Source organism: Desulfatitalea tepidiphila (assembly GCF_001293685.1).
In the GTDB taxonomy this organism is placed as follows: domain Bacteria; phylum Desulfobacterota; class Desulfobacteria; order Desulfobacterales; family Desulfosarcinaceae; genus Desulfatitalea; species Desulfatitalea tepidiphila.
Genome location: NZ_BCAG01000003.1, coordinates 1,420,845 through 1,447,283, shown reverse-complemented (window position 1 = coordinate 1,447,283; position 26,439 = coordinate 1,420,845). Strand labels below are relative to the sequence as shown.

Here is a 26,439-nt window from a genome sequence, read left to right as displayed (position 1 = left end):
ACATCAGCGCGTGCAATGTGGGCAAGGGCAATGAAAGGGCCGGGTGGAAAACGGGGTCGGCTAAGTCAAAAAGAATTTGTTGGTCGGGCTGGCAATCCCCGATTTTACCGCCCTTGCGCTGGCGGCCAGGCACTGGCTCGATGCGGTCGCCAACGTGCGCATCGCATCCATGGCGAGACCCGTGAAAAGCCCACCGTGCTGTGTCCTGGAGGATGAGATGGCCTTCAACAGCCGGCTGGCCGATTTACAGGCAGAATTGGAAAGTAGTCACCGGCATGCGGATCATGAGCAGCAGTATTCCAAATATTTTGAGGTAAAAAGCACACCGGCCAGAGGCACAAAGGTAGTTGCCAGGAAAGAGGTCTTGGCCGAGGCAAAACGCAATCACGGATATTTAGCGCTGTTGAGCAATGAAATAAAGCAAGCGCAAGAGGCATTGGAGATTTATCGAAACAAGGACCTGGTGGAAAAGGACTTCGATAATCTCAAAGAGCGACTCAATCTACGCCATTTGGCTGTCTCATCGGCAAAAAGTTTGGACGGCGAGCTCTTTGTGCAGTTCATCGCCATGATCTATTTATCCTACATCACAAGAAAAATGCAGGAAAACAAGAACAAGCTGTTCAAAAACCATTCGATGCAAGAGGTCTTGGACGAGTTCGACATCATTGAATGCTATGAAGTACCGGGTCAGCGACTACAGGTCGGAGAAATAACGAAACGTCAAATAGATCTGTACACCACCATTGGTGTTATGCAGCATGTCTCGTTACAATAAGTCGGGAATTTAGGGGTTATACAATTCACTGATATCGCACAGTAGCGACAGGTGTCGTCGTTTGGGTTCGATCATTTGCTCAGCTTCCTGTGGTACCCGATATGAATATCCCGGTGTTCATATGTCTTTTGGGGCTGCTTGCCAATGTCGTTAGTACGGGTTTCGATCAAACAAGATTTCTCAAAGCGAAAATTTCAATAGGGAAACCGATTGATGGAAATCCATACCAACCATGTTGAAGTGCGGGATACCGTATTTTTCGGAAAATCAGAAAAATGGTTCTGGATTCTTTTGGTGATCATGCCCGCTGGAATTTTTCGGTGACACAGGTCTTCCACACGTTGTCGTAGGCAGCTTCAAGGTTCCTTACATAGCGATCGATATCAAACAGGGGTGCGTTCGTCTTGTTATTGGCCAATCTTGCCCTGACTTCATCGAGGAGGTGCGCCTCAGAGGCTAGCGTTATGGCCATTTGTACGTAGCTCTCCATATCCGCGGCCACCAGATCGGGCATACGTATTGCGCTGAGGATGCTTCCGGCCACGCGGGATGCGAAATGGCGTCCCTGGCAGGTTACCACCGGAACCCCGGCTAACAAAGCATCGGTGGTGGTGGTGTGGCCGTTTACGGTCAAGGTATCCAGGGCAATATCGGCCAGCTTGAGCCTTGCGAGGTGCTTCGCCTTGGGCAGCGGCGATGCGAACACCAGGCGTGTGGGAGCAATGCCCAGGCTCCCGGCGCTACGGATCAGATTCTCCCGTGCCTGCTGGGATCTGACCAACAGCCAGAGCACGCTGCCGGGCACGGCACGCAGGATCCGCATCCAGCAGGCGAAAGCCCCAGGTTCGATTTTATAATCGGTATTGAACGAACAGAAGATGACGCCATTTTCCGGCAGTCCGAATTCTATTCTACTGCACGGCCTCGGATCGATAGGCGTTTCGGGGTCATTGGGTTGGTAGCAATCCGGAAGCCATACCACCTTTTCGGAAAAGTACTGTCGCATCTCGTAGGGTATGATAATGCGATCGGCGATCAGGTAATCGATAAATGGCGTCCCGGTGCTTGCCGGATAGCCAAGGTAGTTGATTTGAACCGGTGCCGGGCGCCGGGCGGCGATACCCATCCGATGGCCGTGCATCCACCCCATCATGTCCACCAGAATCTGGATGCCGTCTGCATGAATTCGCTGGGCCGCCTCGGCGTCACTGATGTTACGGATATCGATAAAGTGATCCACACCCTGCTCTATTTTGCGCCGATAGACGCTCCCGTCATCCTGCCCCCAGGAATAGGCGTAGATCTCGAATCGATTGCGGTCATGCCGGCCGAACACCCCCGATGCAAGATGCGCGGTTGCGGCGTTTCGAAATCTCTCCGAAAGGTAGGCGATCTTGATGCGTCTTGTTGCCTGCGGTCGATGTGAAAATCCAAAATTCGATCGGCTATGGTTCGCATGCTTCAGGAGCCAGTCGCTCCATGCCTTCCCGATCAACAAGTTGCGTTCAGGATCATCCGATCGGGTGAAATTAAGAAAAGGTGACTCGGATGGCCTCTGCCCCAATCGGAGCTGTTCATCGGTCTGGCGGTCCAGTCGCGCACCGGCGTCGGCGAGGGCCGGCCAGTCGCACACCTGCTGCAGCAATGAAACCCGCAAAGCCAGACCCTCGCCGTGTTCCGGATACAGACCGAGGCATCGGTCTACAAATGCTATTGCCTCCTCCGGCCGGCCGAGACGGTTCAACGTGAGGCTCAAATTATAGCTGGCCTGGGTATAATTGGCGTCTGATGCCAAAGCACGCTGGAAACACTCCCGGGCGTCGATCAACTCGCCGCAGCCCAACAACAAGGTGCCGATGTTGTTCAGGGCTTCGGGCATGTTGGGATCGATGTCCATAGCACGCCGATAGTGCAATATTGCCTCATGTGGAGCGTCAAGCGCTTTATAGGTATTGGCCAGGTTGTAGTGAGCCTCGGCAAACGAGGGATTCAATTCAATGGCTTTTCGGTACCAGGGGATTGCCTCCTGGTAGCAATGCATTGCGCAGAGCGCATTGGCCCCATTGAACCAGGCTTGGTATTTCCGGGGATTCAACGCGATTGCGCTCCTGAAACATGTCAGCGCCTGATGGTATGAATTTTGTTGAAAGAAAACGACGCCCAAATCGTGGTGGAGTTCAAACGCATTGGGATTCAGTCGAATTGCCGTTTCGATGGCCATAGATGCTTCATGCAGATCACCACTTGCACACGCCAACCTGCCCTTCTCATAGGCTTCTTTCCAATTCTTGATGCCATCTGATCGGGCTTCTGAGGTCATCACAGCGGGTGTCTTCATGGGGGTGTTATACGCATGATTTTTGGTTGGATTCAGAGCTGATCAGCTTGACGGTGATTCCCAAATTCGCAGCATATTCGGTCAGTCCGGCCGTTTGAAGTCTTTTCGCAAAGTCTTGGATGCCAAACACCAAGGCTTTGCCTACAGCTGAGTTTTCAATGAAACGGAAAATGGCGGCTGCTTCCTTGATAGACCCCCTGCAAGCCGAAGCAGCCGCCATCATGAATCGCGCGGCAAGGTAATCATCATGCTTTTCGGTTAAGTCGGATAAAACTGTCATGGCGGCTTCCGCTTTACCCAACATCAATAGACTGACGGCAATGTTGTAGTGTGCCTCTTTTGCCTGCCCATCGATCTCGAGGGCTTTCTCAGCATGCCGGAGGGCAGCCTGGTATTGCCCCAACTGCCAATAGGCGCCCGACATGTTGATCCATGCATCTCTAAATTCGGGCCTCGACTTTAACAGGCGATCCCACAAGGCCAACGATTCGGCCCACAGCTCCAATTGCCCGGCCTGAACCGCCAACTCGCGAATGGCACCCACATCCTCTCCCAACTGATCCAACTTTTCATATCCCATTCGGAAGTAGGCTTCAGCCTTTTTCCGGTTCCGCTTTTCATTCAGATGGCCGTAATGATGGATAGGAATGTGACACTGTTGAATGTCTAATCCAGCCCTTTGGACCGAGGGATCGACCAACTCGTGAACCGGGAAATTAAATCGGATGGACGGGTTGTTTGGAAACAACCGAATTTTTTTACTGGGAAACCAACCTATGCCGGCCTCGAACTGCGGATACCGGCCATCATTGGCGTTCCACTTTAAAGCATTGGCCTGATGGGTGTAATTTCTTGTCTCCATCAAAAAAGCAGTGTGGCCCCCGTCATGCTCTGCCAAAATCGTTCTCAACCCCTCAAGGTCCTGTTCTGCGATGATCTCGTCGGCATCAAGGATCAGCACCCAATCACCTTCCGCCTTTTCCAAGCCTGCATTGCGCGCCGCTGCAAAATCTTCCTGCCATTGGTAATGAAACACTCTTGCCCCGAATACCCGTGCGATGTCTGGGGTACGATCGCCGGAACCTGTGTCGAGCAATACGATTTCATCTGCGAATCTTTTAATTGCATTTAGACAGGCCGGCAGATAGTGCTGTTCGTTTCTAGCAATCATGCACACCGACAGGTGATTTAGTTTGCCCTGCGTTACTCTTTTGGGGCCGATTTTTGCTCTCACATTCAACGCCGCATCGATCAGATCATCCTCAAGATTAGAAAAGGCGATCAAGGTTTCAATGGCAGCCATGGCCGCATGGTACTCTTTCAGCTGCAGGCAAAGGGAAATATATAGCGTCCTGATCTGGCGGTAGCTCGGGAATTGGGTGAGTAGCTTTTCTAAAAAGGTCCTGCCCCGATCCAGCTGCATCGAGGTGACAGCAACGTCAAAATAGCGGCGAACCAGATCGCAATCGCCCGGGTTCGAAAGCAGCTCCTTCTCCAAATCATCCAACACTTCGTGTCTCTGATATGTTTCGTTAATCAAGGCGGTGTTCATGACTTTACCTTGATCCCATAACTTGCCTGATCAGCAAACCGCCGCTAACCGGATGTGAGTTTTGTTCTAACTCGTCTATCGCCTCACTCGCGCCTTGGTTCCAGGGTTCAATTTCAAGGATTCGATGATAAAAGTCCTTGGCATCATCTGGCCTCCCCATCAGCTTACAAACATGTGCGGTCGCCATCAGGCATTCAATATCCTCAGGCGACTTCTCCAAAACTTTTATATAAAGCTTTATGGCATCCTCAATGCGTTCTTGCTCCAGCAGATAGAAATCAGCAAGATTTTTGATAATGCTGGGATGATCTGGAGCGAGTTGATGAGCTTTTTGATAACAGGAGAGTGACATTTCTTTGTTGCCGGTTTCATAATAAAGAACGCCCAGATCGTTGTGGACCAATGGGTTGTCGGGCGAATATTCCAGCAATTGATTCAAATCATGGATGGCTCCACGTTGATCTCCCCCCGCGGCCTTTTTCTGAGCCCTTAAATACAGGTCGTCCTTATCTGGCAAGGAATTATTTCGATCTAGTTTATCTTCCAATTGCTTTGCATCACTGTTCCATGGTTCGATTTGTAGAGCGAATTCGAGAAATTCTCTGGCATCATCCTGCCTGCCAATGGCATCGCATATTTGCGCACTGCCGAGAATAGCCTCTATATCTTGCGGATCCAATTTCAGAACCTGCACATATTTGGCCATCGCCGCCTTGGCGTCATTTCTGTCAGCCCATAGGAAATCCGCCAGGTTTTTTAGAAAAACAGCATTTTCAGGCCAAAGCTCACATGCTCTCGTGTAATGCTTGTAGGCCGCCTCTTTTTGCCCTCGATCGTAATAGAGTACGGCCAAATCATTATGCGCCAAGGCATGTCCATCATCGATCTTGATCACTTTTAGAAGAATTGCCATCGCTTTATCCCGCTGGCCATTTTCAATTTCATTTTCGGCTGTGGCATACATTTCGTCGACCGAAACCTCTTTAGGTGGCGCCTTTTCGCCCGCTGAGGGAAGTTGTGCCAAGGCCCTCAGCGCTTCAGTATGCCCCGCGTTTAATTCGACTATTCTTTTATAATTGTCCCGAGCCTCGTCAAAACGATGGAGCGACACGCAAAGATGCCCAACCGTCAATAGCGTCGCTTCGTCGTCGGGTTCAATTGACAACGCTTTTTTATAATACTGCAATGCTTTCGAGGCATCCTTATGCATTACGTAATGGATGTCACCAAGACTTTTTTGGAATTGTGCATTACCTTTTTCAAACTCTACGGCTTGCTCAAAATGATTTAGAGCTATTTCCAAATTATGGTCCTCGAACGCAATAGTCGCTCTCATATAATGTGCGCGGCCATTTCCAGGAAACTCAAACATAAATCGGTCCAGAAACCAGCATGCGGCCTCTGTTTGACCGCTCTGTACCAATGAGTCTATGGCATTCAGGATGTATTCGGGTGACTGCATATTTTCTTCTCCTCGTTTCTTTCTATCTGTTCTTGCTCCTGTTGTCCGCAGAAATTGGACTTGCTTTTCGGCTACCGATTTAACGGTCATTTTAGAAGAGTCGTGTCGTCATACGGCAGATACAGTTTGAACGTGCTTCCAAATTTGGCACAAGATTGAAGATGGATATAGCCGCGAAGGCTTCTGAGAACCCCATCAGCTGCGGCCAAACCCAGCCCCATTTTCCCACGAAGTTTAGGGTTTGCAAAAAACGGTTCAAAGATGCGTTTCTTGATTCGTGAAGGTATACCATCACCCGAGTCTTGAACGCTAATTATCAGGTAATCACCCCCGCTGTGCACGCCACACCTTACCTTCGGGGATTCATCTTGAAGTGTGTGGACAGTGACTTTTAAAGTGCCACCATTGCGCATGGCATTCACACAGTTGACTATGATTTCCTCGAACGCCCATTCCAGCTGAAACCGATCGGCTTTTATTGTCGGAAGCTTTTCGCTGATCTTGGAGTATATTTCAATACTTGGATATCTTAAGCCGAGTCGCTTGAGAAGGCGTTTGGCCATTGGCCCAAATCTAATTCTCGTTTTTTGGTTTTTAGGAAAATCACCTGCGTAAAGCCGCAACTTCCATGTGATATCGAGACCTCTCCTAACCAAAACATCAATTGTTGCAAGCTTTTTTTGAGTTACAGCATCAATGTCTTCAAGCGCTATAATTTCTTTACAATGCTTTTCAATCCCTTGGAACAGCACTTCTAACACCCGAGCAGTACTGCTTGCAATTATTCTTGGTTGCTGTACCTGAGAGGCCCATTTGAGCCGGGCTTCAAAATTCCAGGGATCATCGATGCCGGCAGCGAGGCCGGTCTCATTTTTGATCTCAGATATGAGTTGATTCAATCGCATCTGTTTTGCAACGGTTCGCCTTTCTCCGAGGTAACCTAAAACCATATGGATCAAAAAGGCACCGCTCTGAATCAATCGTTCCATCTGATCTACATGAACGTAGCGTGGGTCTGCAGGGTCAAGTTGCATGCGGATAAGAGTTGCATTGCCCCATATGCCCATTAACAGATTATTAAAATGATGTGAGATTCCGCCGATTAGGTGGCGCACAATGGTATGTTGCGAAGGGGATGATACCGTCCGCTTTTTAAAATTTTTAATTATGAAATCATGAACCTCACTTTTTTTGTTTAGTTTATTTACATGTCGGCTGTATGGCTTAACTCTTGTAGGCAACCGGAACACTCGCGCCGTATCAACTTCTTCTGACCTTTCAGGTTTCCATCGTTGACTATCGATTGGGCGATTGGTGTCCGTTTCTAAGCCTTCAACGAAGAGTGCGGTCATGATCGGGAGGATGTCATGCTCATGTTCAAGCCAGTATGCATTTTCGGACAATGTCACAGCAGCAGTCATTTCAACGTCTCCAGGTCGTCATTCATCCTTTTCTGACTTCAATTGCGATTCAACCGCCTAAGGCATAAGCAATGAACATACCACAGTCTTATCCTACTGATTTATAAGTCTATATCCGTATAGAAATCCCTAATCATCGCCAGGATACCGATTTTCAAGTCAAACTATTGACAGGTAGTACAAATCTTGATGGAAAGACTTTCGTTTTGTTATGAATCATGCCTAAGGATTTGTCCTTGCGCTCTTTCAATTGATAATATGTTTGCGGTGTCGATCCTCCCGAGATTTAAAAACTTGAATCGAGATCCACCCCATCAGGTGGTTGTCCTTGAATCCAATATTTTGATTGCATTATCATTTCAAAACCTTGACACGCTTTCCATCCAATGGCATACATTCATCTATCACTTGTCAATAACACGTTTTTTAGTGATGATAATGGCTTCGGGGAACTTTGCAGGACAAGCCCGCGCGGTTTGAACTGATTGTTCCGCGTTTTTTCAATCTAAAATATCCGCATCTTCAATATTTCCAAAAACAACGACGATATGGAAAACTTTCCGATTCTATTCGTCGACGACGATCAACAGATTCTCGATGTCGTCGCAGCCTATCTGATACGCAATGGGTATGGCGTCGATACGATCAATAATGGCCCAAAGGCCCTGGAAATGATCCAGCAGAAGGAGTATGCCGCTGTTTTTTCCGATCTTATCATGCCTGAAATCAGTGGATTGGACCTGCTCAAATCGATCAAGGAGATCAGTCCGGCGACCGAGGTGATCATTGTAACGGGTTATGGAACCATCGAATCGGCCATCGAGGCGTTAAAAAGAGGAAGCTACGATTACCTTCAAAAGCCAATCAATTTCGAAAGGTTAAAGATCCTCATCGACCGGATCGTCGAAAAGCGCGCGCTTCAACTGGAAAACTATTTGATCAAACGGCGACTCAAGGACCGATACAATTACGATCAGTTGGTTGGCAAGAGCGCTAAGATGCAGCAGATTTATGACGTCATCGACCGGATCAGCAATGGCAGTCCGACGGTATTGATACAAGGGGAAAGCGGGACTGGGAAAGAGCTGGTGGCCAATGTCATTCATCAAAACAGCGTGCGTCGCGATAAGCCTTTCATACCGGTCAATTGCGGGGCGATTGCCGAAGGCTTGCTGGAGAGTGAGCTTTTCGGACATGTGAAGGGTGCCTTCACCGGCGCGATCAAAGATACCATCGGCCTTTTCAAGGCCGCGGACGGGGGCACGATTTTTCTGGATGAGATCGCAGAGGTACAGCCGACACTGCAGGTCAAGCTGCTCAGGGCATTGCAGGAGAAAAAGATTCGCCCGGTGGGCGACACCCGCGAGAGCGAGGTGGATGTGCGGGTGATCGCGGCCACCAACAAGAACCTTGAACAGGCCATTACCCAGAAAGCTTTTCGGGAGGATCTCTACTATCGCCTGAATGTCATTTCCCTGCACATGCCGTCCCTGCGCGAGATCCGCGAAGACATTCCCACTTTGGTCAACCATTTCATCAAGAAATTTGCCAAGGAGAGCCACAGGGTGGTCGACCGGATTTCACCTGAGGCACTCGATCTCATGATGAATTATGATTGGCCCGGAAATGTAAGGCAGTTGGAGAACGTGATCGAGCGCGCGTTTGCATTGGGTGTCGGCGAAACGATCGAGGTCGCCGACCTGCCTCCAGAGTTGCGTTCGATGAAAGAAAAGGATACAATACTCGACAATAATTTCAATCTGGTGGAAAATGAAAAGGTGCTCATCACGCGGGCACTGCAGAGAACAAAGGGCAACAAGGCAGAGGCTGCGAAACTTCTTGGGATCAACTTGACCACCGTTTACCGCAAGGTGGAAAAATATCGCATTACCGATACAGATGCCTTGACTTGATAAACGATCAACAACCAATCGATCATCCATTTTGCACAGGAGAACGCCATGTCCGACGGTTTGGATGTCATCATCGTAGACGATGATCCCGCTGTATGCGATTTGATTTCAACCATCGTAAAAAGATTCTACACTTGGGGAGAAGTCATTCCGTTTTCAGACACGGAAGAAGCATTGAAATATTGCAAGGGACGGGACATTGGCGTGGCTATTTTCATCGTCGATGTCTTTCTGGGGGGGGTCAGCGGATTTTATTTCCTCGATGAAGTCGAGGAAAGATTTCCTACCGCGCATTCGGATGCCATCATCATCACGGGCAATGCCAGCGACGACATCGTCAACATGTGCATTGCATCGGATGTCAATCACCTGCTTGAAAAACCGGTCAAGCCCTATGCGCTGCAATTAGCGGTCCGCGCCATTGCCGAAAAATACCTGAAATTCGCCAAGAGGCTTTTTCAAGATCCTGATTTTGCAAAAAATGTATCTGGAATTTAGGCATTCCATTTCCAATGAGGCCTTTTGACCCGCCCAAGGACATGCAGAGTCATGACACCATTGCCGACCAAAAGGCACTTGACCTTATCGCGTGGTTGGCGGAGTCACGCACCTTTTTAACACTATCCGTGCCCCACCGCAGTTACGAACGCCTCACGTTTATCATCGGCATCGGCATTCTGGACGCCAAGGCCGCCTTCAAAATTGACCCGCCGGAAGGCTTGCTGGACCTCCTTTCGCAAGCTGCGAATGAAACATCTCCGGCGATGCTCCATTTCGAGTTTACGGGTACAGACCGGCTTCAACATCGTTTTGATGCACCTGTCGCCACCATCAGCGATCAGGAGTTGTGGTTGCAATGCCCTACCCGGATTCAGCGTGATCAGCACAGGCGCGACTTTCGCATTCAAGCGCCAGACGTGGCAGAACTGGTGTTGCATATTGAATCGCGCGAGATACGCCTCGCAGTGGACGACCTGAGTTTGGGGGGTGTTTTATGCCATTGCAACGCCCCTGTAAAAACGCTTTTTCTTTCAGATATGATCTTGGAGGGCGCGGATCTTCTCGTAACACTCGATGGTGTGAGCTGTATTGTCGCCGTGGACAGGATCGCTGTGAGGCGAATCGATAAAGGACCCATCGCCAAAAATTATGATATTGCCTTCGAATTCCTGGCGATCAAAAATGAGTTCAAGAAACGTCTCACAAAAATCATTTACGACATGCAACGCCGTTTCCTGAGGAATCGCCTTCAGGAAAAAAGCTAAATCGTTTCATCGGCATCTTCTATATAAAAACCGCTGTCAAATCGAGCTATCTCCCCGTTGCCAACCTGGATCGTTTCAGAAACAATCTCGTACATGGGATGTGTCTCGGGCATTTCGCTCATCAGATCCTGGAGTGATGACAATTCAATTTTCATTTCCCGCACCGCCGGCTCCATGGAACGCAAGACGGCTCGGTTATCGGAGAGCAGCGCCTGATACGTTTCCATGGCTGTGATCAAACGGTCGGTTTGCGAAAAAACCCGGTGCGTCGAAATTTCCATCGGTGGCTTGAGCACCGGTGGAACGCCAATCGGTGCAGATGCTTTTTCGACATCCGGTTTGTCGAACGCTTTCTCGAGCACCGTAGCAAACGCCGGCGTTTGCCCTTGGGTAACCGATGTATCCTGCCGAATCGGCACATTGGCCTGCACGTGATGGTCGTTGCTGATCTTCAATTTCCATTCCTCCTTTCACAAAGCGGGGTTGCGCCTGGGGTGGTCTTTAGCCGTAGATCCAGTAATCAAAAGGACGAGTAAGCAAATAGCGTGCAATTTTTAAAAATCGCCCGATTTTTTCCGATTTTCACATTCAAGTAAATATTTGAACGATGAATTAACGCTGCAAGTGTCCTCAACCTCTTGTTATTTGTGATTTAATGAATTCATCCAGGCACCAGTCAATCTGCAGGCGAGTGGGCGGCGACTGGAAGCTGCAGATCGCAATAGAGCAATTTTAACCTCGTGCTGGAAATATTTGCCTGGTGCCTGCGTTTTGCAGATCGCTTAACGTCTGCCAGAAGGTGGGGTCTACAGGTTGACTTCCATACCCTCTCGGGCAAAGAAAATTTCGGTATCCTCGCCTTTGGACACACAATATTGCTGGCAGAGAGCATCGAGCTGATCATCAGTACGTTGAATGTCGTGATGGAAAAGGGCGAGACGTTTAACGTGATATTTTTGACCGATACCGATGGCGTGGTCGATGTAGGAATGTCCCCATCCGATTCGAGACTGGAAATACTCCTGGCGGGTGTACTGAGTGTCGAACACCAGCAAATCGGCACCCTCCACAAACTGCCCGATGCGATGGTTGGCTTCAACCGCAGCGGCTTCCCCTTCGGCCGCGGTAGCCGCGTCGTATCCGGGATCTGTCGGATCAGTGCAGAACAAATTTCTAAACGGCTCCGTATCGTAGGCAGTACAAAATACTTTTCCCATAAATTCGTAACGATATCCAAGGCACAGCAGTGGATGATTCAAGTATTTGGTCTGTAACGCAAGACCATCTCCCAAATCGTATCGCCCCTCCTTGAGATTGACGTAATTCACCTTGGATGACAAGTCTTCGTGCCTCACCGGAAAATAGCGATAGGTCCACTGGCCGCTAAGCACCTCTTTAAGCGGCTCCTCCTCATAGGTGACTGGGCCGTATATGGTAAATTGCGAGCTGGGAAGATAAATGGGTGCGAAAAATGGGAATCCCATGATGTGATCCCAATGGGTGTGGGTCAGGAAAATTTCCGCCTTGATCGGGGTACCATCGGCATGCTGGGCCATCATGTGGTCCCCCAATTCACGGATACCAGATCCCGCGTCGATGATGATAAGTCGATCCAATTGTTCGATATAGAGTTCCAAGCAGGCCGTATTGCCGCCATAACGCACGGTCTCAGGCCCTGGACAGGGAATCGAGCCTCGCACACCCCAGAACTTAATCCGCATGGGATTACCCTTTGCTGCTGCTTTTTAGGAAGACCCTTGCTTTTTCGATCTCTTCCGCTATCAGGGACTGCATGCTAAAAATTCGCTCTAGATCCAAGGCAATGCGTTCAGCCAATTGCTGGATCATCACTTCATCCGCTCTTACATCACCGGCAGCACCTATTTTGAAATGATGCGAGATTTGATTTGCCAAACTCGTGGTATAGACCAGACTGCTGGCTGGGGATTTTTCATCAAAGGGTTGATGATGATGCATGATGGCCTGCTTCATGGCATCGCTCAGTTTCCATTTGGCACCTATCAGCCATCCCACCTGACAATGGTCAAATCCAATGAACTGTCTTTCGGTCTGGTACAGAGGTATCGTGTCGCTCTCGCTTCGACTCACGGCTTGACCGTAAAGCTCTCCGAAGCAGGTCATCATTGGCAATTTGCCCAAATCGTGAAGCAGTCCGCAGACAAAATACTCCTCTTGCTCGTTTGCCGGGATTCGTATCAATTTAGAGATCTTTTTGGAGGTTACGCCGACACACAAGCAGTGCGCCCAGTAATCGTCAATGGAAAAATGGTCGACAGTGTAGGTTTCTTTAAAAGAAGCGAGCACCGATGTTGCCAGCACGAGGTTTTTGACGGTGTTGAGTCCAAGGATAATGATGGCTCGGGTCAGGGAGGTCACCCGACTCGGGAGACTGTAGTACGCCGAATTAATGAGACTCAATACCTGTCCAGTCAGAACCGGATCGTAAGAAATGAGACGGTTGAGCTCATCTGGTGATGTGTCCGGATTGTTGCAGACTTCAAGCACCTTGGTCACAGTGGTGGAAAGACTCGGCATCCTGGAAATAAAAACCTGTATCTGTTTCAGCCTCTCTTCTGGCAACATGGGATCAGACATCGATAACACTTCCAACTGATTTTAGGTTCAGCGCCGCGTACATTAAAAATGATGACCGCGACCGTAAATGTACTAAGCAACAATATTCGATAAAACTGTAAAAAGCCGCAGAGGCGTCATGCCGGCGAACGCCGGCATCCAGAACATATTGAAAATACTGGATCCCAGCTTCCACCGGAATGGCGGGAAAAGCGAATTTCGGACTTCTTACGGTTCTATTATTTTTTTACAATACGCACTTTTTAATTAGTTTTCAATGTATTATTAGCATCTTGTAAAAAAGATGATAAAGTTATCCGCAACGGACGCGTCGAAGAGGTGGAGTCTTCCAATGTCGATCTATCCGAAGAGTTGACCGATACGATTTTTGACCAACGCCGCTTTTAGTGCGAACACCAAGACCATCAAAGCGCAAAATGATATCCATGGCTGATGCTCTTTTTCAGCCGAACGGTCCCTTTGAAACGATACGAAAAGCATCAACTTTCAAACGCAATAGGCATTCTGCAGTTATGCAAGAATGCCTGACATTTCAATCCGGGAAATCATACGTTCGTTGACCGATGGCGCGGCATGCGGGGTGCGATAAGTGCGGAGGATGGTTCGCCTGTCACCTGATGAGAAAACGCCCATCTCAAACAGTTGGGCCGGGCCTCTTAAAGGATTGGTGGAAGGGGAGTAAATCCCCTCCCATCAGGAATTGATTTTTTCTCTCAGCTTCCCGGAACACTTGAATGTAACAACTTTTCGCTGGGACAAAATAAGATCATCACCCGTTGCAGGGTTCCGCCCCCTGCGTTCTCTCTTTTTCTTCACACAAAACTTACCGAAGCCGCTGATCAGTACATCCTCACCGCTTTCCAGGGTCCGCTTGATGATCTCGATCAGGCCCTCGATCACTTCCGTGCTTTTGTTTTTGGGAAACGGTAGTTCTTCATGAATGATATCGACGATTTGGGCTTTGGTCAGGGTCATGATCCAACTGCTCCTTTATAATATGTATGGTGATCCCTCAATTATCGTCAGCAATTTCAGTTATCTAATTCCTGTGCTGTTTTTTGTCAAGAAAATAAGAGCGTTACCATTTAAAAACTGCGTGCGGACAAATACTGTGTTTATACGGTATAAATACTGGCAAAATTATAACCCATTGTTATTTATTACATTCAGTATCATTCCATACCGGAATCGTCTGATTTATTAAAAAAGGGCTGCGCAGTATCGCAACCCTTTTTGTTTTTTGGTCGGGGCAGCAGGATTTGACCCTACGACCCCAGCGTCCCGAAGGGTGCGGGTAATTTTTTTAACTTTATTATCAGGACCTTGCCGAATTTTTTGTTGGCCATACATTTGTATGGTCAACCCCTCCTTGCCCGCTTTTCAAGGTCATTCTGACAATCTGCACACAGCCTGCACCCTGGTAATGCTTTGCGCCGGGCTTCGGGTATCTCTAAATCACACATTTCACAAAATTTCAAGCACCTGCCGCCCTGCTTTACAGTTTTTCGGTTCGCCATTGCAACCCTAAAATGAAAATCCGCCAGCGCCGCCCCTTCTTCCGCCCAATCCATGCCCGCTATCCCTTCCCGTTATGCCCCGCCTGCTGGAACAGCGCCGCGTTTTTCTGCGCGCTTCCCCTGCTCGATCCGTGGAAATACTGGCACGCCGTGATCGTCAGCGTGCCCAGCGATCCGATCATCACGTAAATGGTCGACTTGTTCCCCTCCGGTATCGGCACCCAAAACAGCAGCGCCAGCGCCCCCGCGAACATCAGCACCAGAATGACCGCCAGCGCAGCAGGCATCTTGTCCCTGACCGCGACTTCGCGCGCTCGCGCGTCCCTGACATCGTCGAACGCCAGCCGCTCGAAGTCGATGTCCAGCTCCCGCATCTTGACCTTGAAGTCCTGGTCCGCCTTCTTTATCGCCGCCAGGGTTTCCGGACTCGCTCCCTGCAGCGCCGCCGCGACCTCCTCCTCTGTCCCGTCCGGTTTGCCCAGCAGCGCGTCCGACAGCGCCTGAACCCCCAGCCCCGCCAGGGGCCCTCCCAACGCCTGCGCGATCGTCGGCGCCACCGACCGCACCAGCTTTTTCCATTCAAACGCCATGATGTCCCGTCCTTTTGTCCCATCTTGCGCGCGCCTGCCTGACATCGACGTGCGTCCGATTATCGTACCGGCCGATCCCGAACCTGTCGGGGTAGGTGCGCTCCAGGTATTCCGCCACCTCGTCGGCCGGCACCTGCTTCACCTGCCACGCGATCCACACCTTGAAATCCGTCGCCTTGCCCCTGATGTGCATCGATCCCGGCACTCCCCCTTCCGCCCTGTTGTGCGCCGCGCACCTGCACCCGCTCGTGATCTCGATCTTGACGTTCTCGCCGATGTACCTCGCCTGGAAATAGAGCCGCGTCTCCTCCAGCACCGTCAACAGCTCGACATCGACCGCATCGAACCCGCACCCGCACTTGCACGCGAACTCATGCCGCCAGAAATTCCTCGAAACCTTTTCCCCGTTCATTGCTTCATCCCCGCGTCGACGTTGAGCATCCTCAACGCGAACTTGACCCCGATCCAAAGGAGCGTGCCCACGCCCCCCACGATCGACACCGCGATGAAGCACGTCACCGCGCCGCCGATCTTTTCGCCCCGGCGCCTGATCCTGATCCACGCCTTGATCGCCTCGCTCGCCTCCTCGATGCCCTTGTTCAGGTTGCCGCCGCCGATGTCCCTGAACCGCCCGACCAAGTGCCCCATTTCCGCCTGGGACGATTCCGGCAACCCGCACTTGCAGCTTCCCCGCATCTCCGTCTGGATGATCTGAGCGATCTCCTTCCTATCGTCACCCGACAACGCCATGAACCGCCCCCCCCCTGTTTCATCCGCGATATGCCGCGATCGCGATCACGATCGCCAGATCGATCAAAATCAGGATGACAAGCACCGCCCTGGTCCTTGTGACCATCGCACCGCCTTGACGCTTCCATTCGTCACGAGATCAACCGATCAAATCAACGCCGTCTTTGTTCAGGATTTCGTCGGGTCCAAATGCAGGGGCCTGACCACGACCCCTTGCGATGTGACCCACCAGCGCACCGACCATGTCCCGCGCCTCGCGCGCTCTGTTCATCGCCCTGCCCGCATCCGATTGAACCCCTCGCAGCGCCCCTTCCGCCTTGCCGATCCATTCCGCTATATAAATAAGGATATCCCCGCGCTGCTTGACCCGTTCGACCGTCCCGTCGCCGTGGTGCTTTTCCAGATCCAATTCATAGAAATTTTGAATATACTGTCCCACCGAATCGAACACGACCGGCCCGAACGCCGCGCGGCCCTCCGGCGTCGCCATCAGCTCGACGATCGCCTCCTTGACCGCCTCTTTAAGCGTTTCCTTTTTCACTCCTCGCCCCCTTCCGGCCCGCCGATCTGCACCGCCATGCGATCAAAAGTAGGTTCATGTCAGGTCAGGGTATTGCAGCGTCCCGACCGCAGCACGCGGGCGCCATGCCCCGTTTGACGAAATCGCGCTTGTCGACGCCGCGCTCGTCGTCTGCCCGCCGACCGAGCTGGTAAAACAATCCATGTCAATCCCGCTTGAAACGTCTCCCGTATTGACGGAAATTTCGATGTCCTGTTTGCCGCCACCGACAATCGCCGTCGCGCTTCCTGCCGAATTGAACGTCCGATCCGCGCCCGATGCCCGGTCATACCACTGATGGACATGCGCGCCGTTTGTGTGCGTGTGCGCATGCGTCAACCCGCTCAACGTCCACGACCCCGCCAGATTTCCGCCGTCCACGTTGTACGCCGCCGCCCCGCCCTTTATGCCCAGGACAACGTCTGCGACCGAAGGATCGATCACCCACCCCTCGCACGTGTCGTTCCTGTAAACCCACATTTTCTGGTTCGCGTCGCCGAGCAATACCCCCAGCCAGGCATTGTTCGCATAATTCCGCGCCCTGCGCCCATTCGGCCTGTGGCACACTTGCCCACCCACGACATTGCTCGGGTATCCTGTGCCCGAAAAGCTCGACTTGAGGCAGGCGAAATCGTTCTCCATGTTCTGCAAATCGGTCGCCGCGACGTGATTCGGGTCAAATACGTCGTCCGTCCATTGCTGTGACATTGCTTTTATTCCTCGGAAATTTTTTGATCTGCCGTTTTTTCCGCCGACCCCGAGATGATCTCCGCCTTGATCGCATCCAACCGCTGCTGCGCCAACTGCTTCAGCGATTCCGCCACCTCGAACTTTTCCTTTATCGCGAGCAACTTCGGGCGCAATGAGCTTTCTATCTCGTCCATGTCAGCGCCTTGAACTTCGATTGATTTGCCGAACCGCACGCCATCGGCCATCGGCATGATGCGCATCGTCAGCTTTCCGTCAAACTCCCTGTGGCAATATTCAATCTCGAAATCCAGCGCCATCTCTCCTCCGGTTTGTTGAGCCGTCAATTCGGCCCCGTGTAGGCGACCATGTTCAGCTCGTACACATACAGGTTCGAATCCGCGCTCGGGTCGGTGATCTTGATCTCGACCCGGTGGTAGCGTGCATATACTTCCGCGCAAAGGACCGCGAACCAATCCACCTCCGACCAGCTCGATCCGTCCTCGCTGAACAGCAATTTCGCCTCAAGCCGCGCCGCTTCCAATTGCCGGAATATCTCTCCCCACGTAAACGCCGACGGGTTCACGTTCGACCACGGCGCCGGGCTCGGCAGCACCCCGGCCCAGGTATTCGAACCCGAAAAGAACACCGTGAGGAAATCACCCCAAACCCTGACCTTTTTCAATGCGCCCATGTCATAGGTCGGGCTCGTCCACACCCCCACCAGGTCGATGTCCGAAGAGACTGTGAAAAACGTCTGCTCGGCGATCTGGTCAATTTCTGCCGAAGTCAATTCGTCGTCAAAGACCAAGACCTCGTCCAAAAATCCGTTGAAGTAATTTGCGTTGTCACTGCGCGCCCCAAGCCTCAAGGCAGCGTCGGTAATGCTTATCGATTCCGCAAACTCCAGAAGATCTTCCGTCGCTGAACCGCCCGCCGGCCGAATGCGGACCTTGCAGGTTTCCGCAGCTCCATTGAACACGACGCCGATGTGGTACCACGTGTCCGCCGCCAGAACCGGTGTTGCTTCTTTTCCCTCATAAGCTGCGCCGCTGTTGTACCCGATATTTATCCCGATCAACCCATTGGCCTGCAGGGTGATCGCAAACGAACGCTTGTTGTTCGTCGGATCGTACTTTGCGACAAGGTATTGAAGCGTCCCTGTCGACTTCGGCCGACACCACATGCAAACCGAAAGGGTCGTATTCGATTCCCCGCTTTTCAACGGAAAACCAGAAGCGAGGTCCGCGTCCGCGATCTCCAAATAATCGTTTTCCGCCGCCGTGAACTCCGCGCAACCGTCGCCCTCTCTTTGGATCGCCGTGTCCGACGCCGCCCCGTAATTTGTCAGCGTATTGCTGCCGACGCTGTCGACCGTCAGCGCCCCCGCGTCCAATTTCCACCTCGCGACCAGATCCGGATCGATCGTTTCGTTCCCCGTGTGCGAACACTTCAAAATGTCCTGGCTGTTATAGGTCCCGTGCTCCGCGTTGTCGAACGTGCCCGTCGTGAAATCCCATGACCAGCTGTGCTCCATCGTGAACCCCGGGGGAATGAAAACCCTGCACGCCGCATAGACCGGGCTCGACGAATATCTCCCCGCATTGTTTTTCGCGCACATGCCGAACGTGTGCACCCCGGGCCGCACCCCGTTCAATCGCAAACTCGGCGCCTTGTTAAACGACATGAACAACCCGCTCGCGAACACTCCGCCCAGCCGCACCTCGTACCCCTCGACATTGTCCTCCGCCAGTTGCGGCCCATAGATCGAAACCGAATCCCCGTTTGCGACCGCCGTCAGGCTCGCCATGCCGCCCGGGCTTCCCGTCAACCCCAACACCGTGCGCTCCAACTGCACCGCGACGTCGAAATTCTCCGACCCGCCCCAAATGTTCGTCGACACGACCTTGAAGTAATAGGTCTGCCCCTCCTCGACCGCTTCGAGCACGTACCCGTCACGGCTGTCCGTCATCTTCCCCCACGCGCCGCCTGCGCCGATCCTCAACCAGATTTCCGCGCCCGCCCCAAAACGGGTAACCGGCCGGCTGATCGAACCCGATCACCAGCCGCGTGTACGACCGCCCCCTGAAGCTGTACAGCTCCTCCTCGATGGCCGCATTGATCACGCTCGGCACCTCCGCCGTCGGATCGGGCAACGTCGTTCGGTACCATGTGATCTGGCTCGGGTTGTAGGCGTCGTCATAAAGCGTCTGCAGTTCCTCCTCCAGCTCGATCGACACCACATTGCCCGCACCGACGCCGACCTGCCGCACCCGCATATACCGGTCGACCCACCCCGGCATTGAATGGGTCAACCTGACGACGTCCACCGCTTCCAGCGCGAAAAACCTGTCCGCCAGGCTCCCTTCCGCCAAATGACCGAACCGCGCCCGCTCCAAATAGTAGTTCGCCATCGGCTGCAACTTCGCCAGCGTGTTCAAGCCGGGGATCCTTTTCGTCAGCTTGCGCAAATCGCCATCGCTCGCGACCGCGTCCTGATCCGTCTTGACGAACGTGTCCTCCGCATACCGCTTGTCCGCGTTGTAGAAAACCGCATCGATCGCGTTCGGCAAATCGAACAGATCCGCCGTCGGCCTGATCTTCAAGGTCGTTCGCCCGTCCTTTTCGACGAAATCCGCCTCCGTGATATCGATGACCGGCGTCTCGTAATTCAGATCCCGGAACTTGATCTTGACCTGATTGTCGCTGTTGATCGCCTCGCCCCTGAAGCAGTTGAGCACCAGCTGAAAATTTTCCGAAAAGTACTGATCCTCGTCGATGATCAATCCGCCCGTCCAACCCTTTGCCTCGCAATACGCCCGCGCCGCTTCGACGCTCGCCACGTTCACCCGCGGGCTCTCCGGCACCGGCCCGAACCACGCATCCAGGCCCAACCCCCCGCGCGTGCTCGGCCTCGTCAGCATGTCATAGGCCATCAGCGCGAAATTGTCCGAAAACCCCACCGTGGCCGCCGCCGGGTCGAACACTTCCAACCCGTCCACAACGAGCGATATCTTCGGGACCGTGACCCATTTGTTCAGATCGTATTTCAACCGCAGAAAGATATAAGCCGTGTGTCTTTTCGGGTCGTTCCACTCCGGCTTCGCCGCGTGCAGCGTCGAACAAACGCCCTGTGCCGCCGTGCCCTTGAAAAACTCCGCGTAAACGAAATCGGGGCCCCATTTGTCCGTCCACAGCTCGCCGTCGAGGTACAGGAGCGGCGGGTTCGTGCCCGGAAACTGCGTGCCCGCCGACGTGAACGTGCTCCCGTCCTGTCGCACAATGCCGTGAATCGGCCCCTCCCCGATCTCTCCTATGATGAAAACGTATTTATTCTCGTTGCCGCCGCTTGCCATGTACGGGGTGTTGATCTTCTTCGTCTTGATCCGGCCATAGATCAACGGCACGATCTCCGACGTGCTTCGCGGGTTCACCTGCAGCCCGCCCTCGTCCGCCCGCTCGTCCTCTCCGATCATAGCGTTGACGATGCCGCTTATGATCCACGATGCAACGAACGCAACAAACCACATCAGCTCTGCACCCTCCCCCACCAGATCCGCGTTTCGGCCAGCGCGTCAAGGAACCTGTTGCCGCCGAAATTCAAATGGTTTCCCAGGTCAACGCACCGGTCATAGGTCTGATCGCACCACGTCTCCTCGCCGCCGTATGCGCACTCCGTCCCTTTGAACGGCCACGGGCACGAGCTCGACGCCTTGCGCAACGTCTTTTTCCGCCATCGCACCATGTCCGACACGCAGCTCAACACCGCGACGTCGTCCTCTGCCTCGTACTTTGACAGCATGCCGCGAAACGGCTCGCCCGACCCGACCATCACCCCGTTGTCGCCGACCACGCCGACCCTGATCGAAACCTCCCGCCCCCGCTGATCCGCGCCGAGCAATATCGCCGACAGCTCCCGCTTCGCGTTCGCCATCCTGATTTCGACCCGATCGACCGACAACCCGCCCTGCATGACCACCTCGCCGATCGTCACCTCGCGCGACAGATACAGCTCGCCGCCGACGTAATAATCGATATCGAGGTTCGTCACCCGCCACGGCGACGGTGTGAAATCCGCGTTCACGAAAAACACGACGCGCGCCGACTCCGATTTCAACGCATCGATGAACGCCTGATCGTAACTAGCCTTCATTCGGCTTCAGCCCCTTCAACGCGACCGACCGGTATGTCAGCAAATTCCTGACGAACAACTCCCGCGACAATTCATCCTGGGCGAACCTGACCCGCATCCTGTGAAACCCCGCGAAATCGCTCGTCACGATCGACCCCTGCGTCAACGCCGACGTGAATTGCACCTGGTCCGCCCCGCCGTCGCCCGTGCCGGTCAGTATCGACCAATTGCCGACCTGCTGCGCCCCGTCGACATAGACCGCATGCCCGCTCGTGCTCCGCCCCGGCACGTCGAACGTGTCCGTCGCGCCGTCCGCCGTGCCGCAATACAGCCCCCTGTGCGTGAACGTCACCGACGCCAGCAACGCCAGATCGTAGATATAGAACCCCTCCAACGCCGCTTTGCGCGCCACAAAGAAATCGAGCAGCGCCTGAATCTCCGACGCTTCCAAAGCCCCGTAATTCACCACCACGTCATACTTGAGATACAGCCAGTTCGTGCGCCTCTGCTCGCCTCCCCCGCCCAAATCGACAATGTTCGTTTTACCCCTGGGGGTCACGATCAACGGATAAACCGGGCTCGGGCTGCTTTCCGGGTATACTGCCATCTCTTACGCCTTAAAAAACCGGGTCAACTCCGGCCTGTGCTTCATCTCGTCGACCAGCTCTGACGCCAACTTGCCCCTGTTGCGCTTGAAAAAATCCGCGACCGACCGGTCATCGACAGAATAAACATTGTAAACCGGCGCCACCGTCAGGTTGACGCCGCCGCTCGCCTCGACTCCCAAACGGCCGTCCGCCGTCCGCTTCAACGGCATGATCGCCTCGTCGCCCGCCTCTCCCATGACGCCGATCCCGCCGTTGTACCTGAACGCCGTCGGACCCGTGATGATGTCGCCCGCCGCGAAATACTTCACACCCGACCGGCCGAACGCGCCGCCCTTTGCGAACACGCTGCCCATCGTGAAATCGTAATTGAACCAGCCCGATGTGTCCGCCGCCGCGCCCGATGACGATCCCGAACCTGTGATCCCCTGCAAAAACTTCAAAAACCCGCTGCTCTTGCCCGTGCTGCTGTCGCCGAATATCCACTCCGTCGCCATCTGTGCCAGGTAATCCGCCGCGATCTGCTGCAACGATTCGAAAAACCGTTTGAAGTAATCCTCGAAGTCTTCAAGATCCCCCCGCCAGACATCGAGGAACAGGCTCGAAAAATTTTCCTGCATCACCCACGCCGTCCGATCCGACAACTGAATCAAGGACTCGTTTTTCGTGCCGAACAACGCGTTGCGGTCCTCCAGCATCTTGTCCAGATTCCTGTACGCCTGCTCCGCCTCGCTGTCCGGCTGGACCAGCATCACCCAATCATGCACCGACCCCGCCGCGCCTATCTGCGGGGGCGTCGGCATCTGCGGCACCATCGGCAACGGCACCAATGGCTTTTGGCCCGCCGTGCCGTCCGTCAGGTAAAGCCCCTGCATGCGCTCCTTGTCCGCCGCGATCGCCGCCTTGCGCCCTGCCGTGTGTTCGCCGATCAGGTACCTGATTTGACCGTCCGCCGTGATCCGCACCGTCTTGTCGAGCAACTCGACCCACTCGCGCGTGCGGTCCAGCGCCTGCTGCGTGTCCAGCCCGGCCAACTGCGACGGGTCCAGCAAGCCGTGCCTCGCATATTCCCCGGCCCGCTCCATCATGTCGTGGAACTCTTTGAACTGCGGCGACACGCTCGCGATCCTCGCGATGTACTCCGCCACCCTTGCCGCCGGTTCGATCATGTTCGCCAGCGATTCGGCTATGTCTCCGAACAGCTTCGGCAGGTCCTGCTTGAGCAGCTTGTCGTTCTCCTTGATCCACTCGTTCGTGTGCCTGATCGCTTCCGTGAACGCCGGGAGCACCGCCTCTCCCAATTTCTCCTTCACGTTCGCAAGCTGCGCGTCGAATATCCGCTGCTGGTTCGCCGCGCTGTTCGACGTGCGCGCAAAATCGCCCGTGGCCGCCCCCGCGTCGCGCGTGATGATCGCCACCGCCGCCAGCGCCTTGTCCAGCTCCGTCAGCTCGTCCTTCGACGCCTTGCCCGAGCGTCTCAACGCCTCCTGCTCGACCGATGCCGCCTTGATCGTCGGAATGTACCGCTGCAACGCGTCATACTCGCCGCGAAAGGCGCTTTGCATCGTCTCCAGCACCGCCGCCGACCCGCCCGCCGCGTTGTGAAACGACGCCAGATCCGCCGACAACTGCACCATGCTTTGAGACAGCCTCGCCGACTCCTCGATGTTCGCGCCCAGCTGCAAAAACATGTTGCCCATCGAGCCGACCGCGTCGAGCGCCGCCGTCCTCGAAAGGCCCATGGCATAATCCGCCGCCTCGCCCCACTCGCGCAGCTCCCGCGCCTTGTCCGCGCCGAACAGGGTCTGCACCTTGCTGAACGTCTCCTCCGCGTCCGACCCCGCCGCTTTCAACGTGTTGAGCCCCTGCACCAGCCCCGCGAAGCTGACGCCCGCGACCAAGCCCGCCAATGCCCCCTTGACCAGGCCCGCCGTGCTCGTGACGCCTTTCAGCCCGTCGACCACGCCCCTGAACGCCGCCTCGGTCTGGTTTTTCGCCATCAGGACGATTTCAAGCCGCGAGTCGGTCATATGCGCACGCCCTTCATCTTAAGCCGGTAGTTCTGGCGAATGTTCTTCATCGCGTCCATCTTGTGCGCCGCCCAAAACGTCCGGATGATGTCCCGCTGCGGCAGATCGATCTTCCTGCCCGTCTCTTTCCTCAGGAAGAAATACTTCGCGTCCGGGTCGCCCTTTTTCTTCAACTTCGCGCCGACCCTCGCCAAATGAACCCCCAGCTCCGTTCTGCTGCCCGCATACAGCACATCGATGCCTTCCTGATGCTTGAGCAGCAACTGCTTATAAGAGCTCGTCAGCTTCGGGTTGTTCGCCCTCACGAACCCGAACGATATCTGCGGATTCTCCGTGCCCGCCCCCTTGATGTCGTACCGGATCAGCCGCGCCACCCGGTACAGGGGGACCTGCCGCTTTTTCGGCCGGCCCGATTTCGTCCGGCTCGCGATCGCCGACAATAAAAAGGCCGCGTAGGGGTGCCCCCCCGGACGGCCTGCCCGAACATCCTCCCGCAACTGCTTCAACTGCCTGAACGCCTCGACCCTGACCGCCGCTTCAAACGAACGGCGCGCCTTTTGTTTTTCCGCGCTGATCGTCCTCGCGACCCGCTCCGCCCCCTTGACCGTCGCTTCCACCTTCAGCATCTTCGGCCCTCTTTAGAACGTGCCGTTCGAGCGCCTTGATCTTGCGCCAGACGCCCGCTGTCAGCTCTATTTCCAAATCCCCGGCCCACTTCCTGACCTCCTCGTAATCCAGCCCGACCAGGCCCAGGCCCGCGCCCCGCCACTGCGTGCACACCGCCGCCCACAGCTCGAACGCCTCCTCGTTTTCCGGCCACAACGGCGGAAACACCGTGCACTTTCCGCATGGCGGGATCTCCTTTTTCCTCTCGAACGCCCACCGGCACGCCTCGCACGCCCGGGCCTTTTCCTCCGATCCGTCAGACCGGCCGGCCCAGGCCTCGATCAGTTTTTTTCCTCCGCCCCCGACCCGTACGTCTCATCGATGATCGCCTTGTACGCCTTGCGCAAACCGCCCATGCCCTCCGCTTCATCGATCGCGTCGACCGCCTCGTCGCCCAGCACCAGCAACGTGACCTTGTCCATGCCCTCCGACGCCTTCTCGAAATCGATCGCGCCGTCCTCGCTTTTCGGCGGCTGGTACACCATCGCCTTGTACCCGTACTCCGCCAGGCCGTGCTCGATCCGCTCCCTGCGCTTCAGCGCCCTGATCTTGAAATCCTTCCCGCCGATATTGACCGTCCGCATCCGCTCCCCCTGTTTGTTTTAAACCGCCGCCGCTATCGAGTTGGTCACCCGCGCCACGATCGCCGACGCCTCCGACCCGTCCTCGAAATACGCCTCAAACCCCAGCGTCACCACCAGCCCTGCCGGGGTCTGTATCCCCGGCGACCGCCGCGCGTATTTGATCTCCTGCAGTTGCAGCTCGAACACGCTCGACGCCCCGCCCGTGACGGTCACGACCAGGCTCGATTCCATGTCGTTTTCCGCCTTCTCCAGCAGCGCCGTGCTCTCGAACACCGCCTCGACCTCGCCGCCGATCTCGACCGCCCCTTCCGGTATGGACCGCCGCGTCCCGCCGCCGCCGATCGTGAACTGCGTCTCGTCCAGGCCGAAATTGACGTTGAGATCCACCCGCCGCGCCAGGGCGTACGCCGCCCCTCCCTCCTGAAATGCCGCCTGCGAGTTGTACACCTTCGCCTGGGGCACGACCGTTGCCGCCGCGTCGAACGGGGCGTCCTCGATGCTGAAATCCGCCCCCAGCAACTGCAGGTTCGCGACCAGCTCCGCGTTGCCGTCGCCGAACGAAAAACCCGCCGACGCCACCTTGCACCCGTAAAACTGCTCATATTTCGGGGTGTCCAGCTGCGGATACCTGTGCTCGAACGTGATCGACGGCATGTCGTCGCCGATCTTGTACGCGTGCACGTACGGACCCGACCCCGTCACCGCCGCCGCGCCGAACATGGCCTTTAGCCAATAGAGCATTGCGACCGTGTCCACCGGCACGACCAACGGCCCCTTTGCATCCTTGTTGCCCAAAAACGGCGCCCGCGGATTGCGCCCCTCCTGGATCACCGCCGACTTGTTGCGCGCCTGATCCCCGCTCATGCCCGAGGTCAAAAACGGCATCACGAACCCCGCCGACGCCGGGGTCTTGAACGCCGCCTCGAACCCGACCGCCACCTTTGCTGTAGATCCTTTTTGATGTGCCATAGGCT

General features: G+C 54.4%; 27 protein-coding genes and 1 pseudogene. 4 read left to right on the top strand and 24 right to left on the bottom strand.

Annotated features, from left to right (window positions below; all coding sequences use genetic code 11):
- Nucleotides 1–205: 205 nt before the first annotated feature.
- Nucleotides 206–778: pseudogene (locus DFT_RS11150) on the top strand (IS1634 family transposase); the annotation flags it as partial.
- Between the two features lie 298 nt (nucleotides 779–1,076).
- Here DFT_RS11150 and DFT_RS11145 read toward each other — a convergent pair.
- The 4 genes from DFT_RS11145 to DFT_RS11130 form a co-directional block, all read right to left on the bottom strand.
- Nucleotides 1,077–3,098: an O-linked N-acetylglucosamine transferase, SPINDLY family protein gene (locus DFT_RS11145; protein ID WP_439950913.1), complete on the bottom strand. Its 2,022-nt coding sequence runs from the start codon at nucleotides 3,096–3,098 to the stop codon at nucleotides 1,077–1,079.
- A 25-nt stretch (nucleotides 3,099–3,123) separates the two neighbouring features.
- The gene (locus DFT_RS11140; protein ID WP_054031268.1) at nucleotides 3,124–4,668 is read right to left on the bottom strand and encodes a glycosyltransferase family 2 protein; all 1,545 of its coding nucleotides are present in this window, start codon (nucleotides 4,666–4,668) and stop codon (nucleotides 3,124–3,126) included.
- Nucleotides 4,669–4,672: 4 nt separating this feature from the next.
- Nucleotides 4,673–6,130: a tetratricopeptide repeat protein gene (locus DFT_RS11135; RefSeq protein WP_054031267.1), complete on the bottom strand. Its 1,458-nt coding sequence runs from the start codon at nucleotides 6,128–6,130 to the stop codon at nucleotides 4,673–4,675.
- An 86-nt stretch (nucleotides 6,131–6,216) separates the two neighbouring features.
- A complete protein-coding gene (locus tag DFT_RS11130) occupies nucleotides 6,217–7,551 on the bottom strand; it encodes an ATP-binding protein (RefSeq protein WP_054031266.1) in 1,335 nt (444 codons plus the stop codon).
- Nucleotides 7,552–8,099: 548 nt separating this feature from the next.
- Here DFT_RS11130 and DFT_RS11120 point away from each other — a divergent pair.
- The 3 genes from DFT_RS11120 to DFT_RS11110 are packed head-to-tail and all read left to right on the top strand — an operon-like array spanning nucleotide 8,100 to nucleotide 10,729.
- Nucleotides 8,100–9,464 (top strand): sigma-54-dependent transcriptional regulator, encoded by a 1,365-nt coding sequence (locus DFT_RS11120; protein ID WP_054031264.1) that lies wholly within the window; start codon nucleotides 8,100–8,102, stop codon nucleotides 9,462–9,464.
- A gap of 60 nt (nucleotides 9,465–9,524) precedes the next feature.
- Nucleotides 9,525–9,962 (top strand): response regulator, encoded by a 438-nt coding sequence (locus DFT_RS11115; RefSeq protein ID WP_235506206.1) that lies wholly within the window; start codon nucleotides 9,525–9,527, stop codon nucleotides 9,960–9,962.
- 14 nt (nucleotides 9,963–9,976) lie between these two features.
- Nucleotides 9,977–10,729, top strand: a complete 753-nt coding sequence (locus DFT_RS11110; RefSeq protein ID WP_152971953.1) for a PilZ domain-containing protein — start codon at nucleotides 9,977–9,979, stop codon at nucleotides 10,727–10,729.
- On the opposite strand, the gene DFT_RS11105 is transcribed toward DFT_RS11110, so the two are convergent.
- The 20 genes from DFT_RS11105 to DFT_RS11015 form a co-directional block, all read right to left on the bottom strand.
- Nucleotides 10,726–11,184 (bottom strand): hypothetical protein, encoded by a 459-nt coding sequence (locus tag DFT_RS11105; protein WP_054031261.1) that lies wholly within the window; start codon nucleotides 11,182–11,184, stop codon nucleotides 10,726–10,728. The two genes, DFT_RS11110 and DFT_RS11105, sit on opposite strands and share 4 nt — an antisense overlap.
- A gap of 351 nt (nucleotides 11,185–11,535) precedes the next feature.
- Complete coding sequence (locus tag DFT_RS11100) at nucleotides 11,536–12,366, bottom strand: MBL fold metallo-hydrolase (protein ID WP_235506205.1); 831 nt, start codon at nucleotides 12,364–12,366, stop codon at nucleotides 11,536–11,538.
- An 88-nt stretch (nucleotides 12,367–12,454) separates the two neighbouring features.
- Nucleotides 12,455–13,345 (bottom strand): HDOD domain-containing protein, encoded by an 891-nt coding sequence (locus DFT_RS11095; RefSeq protein ID WP_054031259.1) that lies wholly within the window; start codon nucleotides 13,343–13,345, stop codon nucleotides 12,455–12,457.
- 693 nt (nucleotides 13,346–14,038) lie between these two features.
- Nucleotides 14,039–14,320: an integration host factor subunit alpha gene (locus DFT_RS11090; protein ID WP_054031258.1), complete on the bottom strand. Its 282-nt coding sequence runs from the start codon at nucleotides 14,318–14,320 to the stop codon at nucleotides 14,039–14,041.
- 383 nt (nucleotides 14,321–14,703) lie between these two features.
- Entirely contained in the window at nucleotides 14,704–14,808 is a 105-nt protein-coding gene (locus DFT_RS26740; RefSeq protein ID WP_235506254.1) for a TraR/DksA C4-type zinc finger protein, read from the bottom strand.
- A 113-nt stretch (nucleotides 14,809–14,921) separates the two neighbouring features.
- Nucleotides 14,922–15,452: a hypothetical protein gene (locus tag DFT_RS11085; protein ID WP_054031257.1), complete on the bottom strand. Its 531-nt coding sequence runs from the start codon at nucleotides 15,450–15,452 to the stop codon at nucleotides 14,922–14,924.
- Complete coding sequence (locus tag DFT_RS11080; protein ID WP_054031256.1) at nucleotides 15,442–15,864, bottom strand: D-Ala-D-Ala carboxypeptidase family metallohydrolase; 423 nt, start codon at nucleotides 15,862–15,864, stop codon at nucleotides 15,442–15,444. The genes DFT_RS11085 and DFT_RS11080 overlap by 11 nt, the downstream gene beginning before the upstream one ends.
- Nucleotides 15,861–16,202, bottom strand: coding sequence for a hypothetical protein (locus DFT_RS11075; RefSeq protein ID WP_054031255.1), 342 nt, complete (start codon nucleotides 16,200–16,202; stop codon nucleotides 15,861–15,863). Before DFT_RS11075 ends, DFT_RS11080 begins: the two co-directional genes overlap by 4 nt.
- A gap of 139 nt (nucleotides 16,203–16,341) precedes the next feature.
- Nucleotides 16,342–16,743 carry a hypothetical protein gene (locus tag DFT_RS11070; protein WP_054031254.1) on the bottom strand — a complete coding sequence of 134 codons (402 nt, stop codon included), beginning with the start codon at nucleotides 16,741–16,743 and terminating at the stop codon, nucleotides 16,342–16,344.
- 54 nt (nucleotides 16,744–16,797) lie between these two features.
- Nucleotides 16,798–17,469: a hypothetical protein gene (locus DFT_RS11065; RefSeq protein ID WP_054031253.1), complete on the bottom strand. Its 672-nt coding sequence runs from the start codon at nucleotides 17,467–17,469 to the stop codon at nucleotides 16,798–16,800.
- Nucleotides 17,470–17,474: 5 nt separating this feature from the next.
- The gene (locus DFT_RS11060) at nucleotides 17,475–17,768 is read right to left on the bottom strand and encodes a hypothetical protein (RefSeq protein WP_054031252.1); all 294 of its coding nucleotides are present in this window, start codon (nucleotides 17,766–17,768) and stop codon (nucleotides 17,475–17,477) included.
- A 23-nt stretch (nucleotides 17,769–17,791) separates the two neighbouring features.
- Nucleotides 17,792–19,420: a LamG domain-containing protein gene (locus DFT_RS11055; RefSeq protein ID WP_054031251.1), complete on the bottom strand. Its 1,629-nt coding sequence runs from the start codon at nucleotides 19,418–19,420 to the stop codon at nucleotides 17,792–17,794.
- A complete protein-coding gene (locus DFT_RS11050) occupies nucleotides 19,404–20,978 on the bottom strand; it encodes a phage tail protein (RefSeq protein WP_054031250.1) in 1,575 nt (524 codons plus the stop codon). The genes DFT_RS11055 and DFT_RS11050 overlap by 17 nt, the downstream gene beginning before the upstream one ends.
- On the bottom strand, nucleotides 20,978–21,601 hold the full coding sequence (locus DFT_RS11045) for a DUF2163 domain-containing protein (RefSeq protein WP_054031249.1): 624 nt from the start codon (nucleotides 21,599–21,601) through the stop codon (nucleotides 20,978–20,980). The genes DFT_RS11050 and DFT_RS11045 overlap by 1 nt, the downstream gene beginning before the upstream one ends.
- Nucleotides 21,591–22,187, bottom strand: a complete 597-nt coding sequence (locus DFT_RS11040; protein WP_054031248.1) for a DUF2460 domain-containing protein — start codon at nucleotides 22,185–22,187, stop codon at nucleotides 21,591–21,593. Before DFT_RS11040 ends, DFT_RS11045 begins: the two co-directional genes overlap by 11 nt.
- A gap of 3 nt (nucleotides 22,188–22,190) precedes the next feature.
- On the bottom strand, nucleotides 22,191–24,215 hold the full coding sequence (locus DFT_RS11035; protein ID WP_054031247.1) for a phage tail tape measure protein: 2,025 nt from the start codon (nucleotides 24,213–24,215) through the stop codon (nucleotides 22,191–22,193).
- The gene (locus DFT_RS11030; RefSeq protein WP_152971952.1) at nucleotides 24,212–24,841 is read right to left on the bottom strand and encodes a hypothetical protein; all 630 of its coding nucleotides are present in this window, start codon (nucleotides 24,839–24,841) and stop codon (nucleotides 24,212–24,214) included. The genes DFT_RS11035 and DFT_RS11030 overlap by 4 nt, the downstream gene beginning before the upstream one ends.
- A complete protein-coding gene (locus DFT_RS11025) occupies nucleotides 24,753–25,049 on the bottom strand; it encodes a DUF1799 domain-containing protein (RefSeq protein WP_054031245.1) in 297 nt (98 codons plus the stop codon). The genes DFT_RS11030 and DFT_RS11025 overlap by 89 nt, the downstream gene beginning before the upstream one ends.
- A gap of 113 nt (nucleotides 25,050–25,162) precedes the next feature.
- Nucleotides 25,163–25,465, bottom strand: a complete 303-nt coding sequence (locus DFT_RS11020; protein WP_054031244.1) for a hypothetical protein — start codon at nucleotides 25,463–25,465, stop codon at nucleotides 25,163–25,165.
- 18 nt (nucleotides 25,466–25,483) lie between these two features.
- The gene (locus tag DFT_RS11015) at nucleotides 25,484–26,434 is read right to left on the bottom strand and encodes a phage tail tube protein (protein WP_076750511.1); all 951 of its coding nucleotides are present in this window, start codon (nucleotides 26,432–26,434) and stop codon (nucleotides 25,484–25,486) included.
- Nucleotides 26,435–26,439 lie beyond the last annotated feature (5 nt).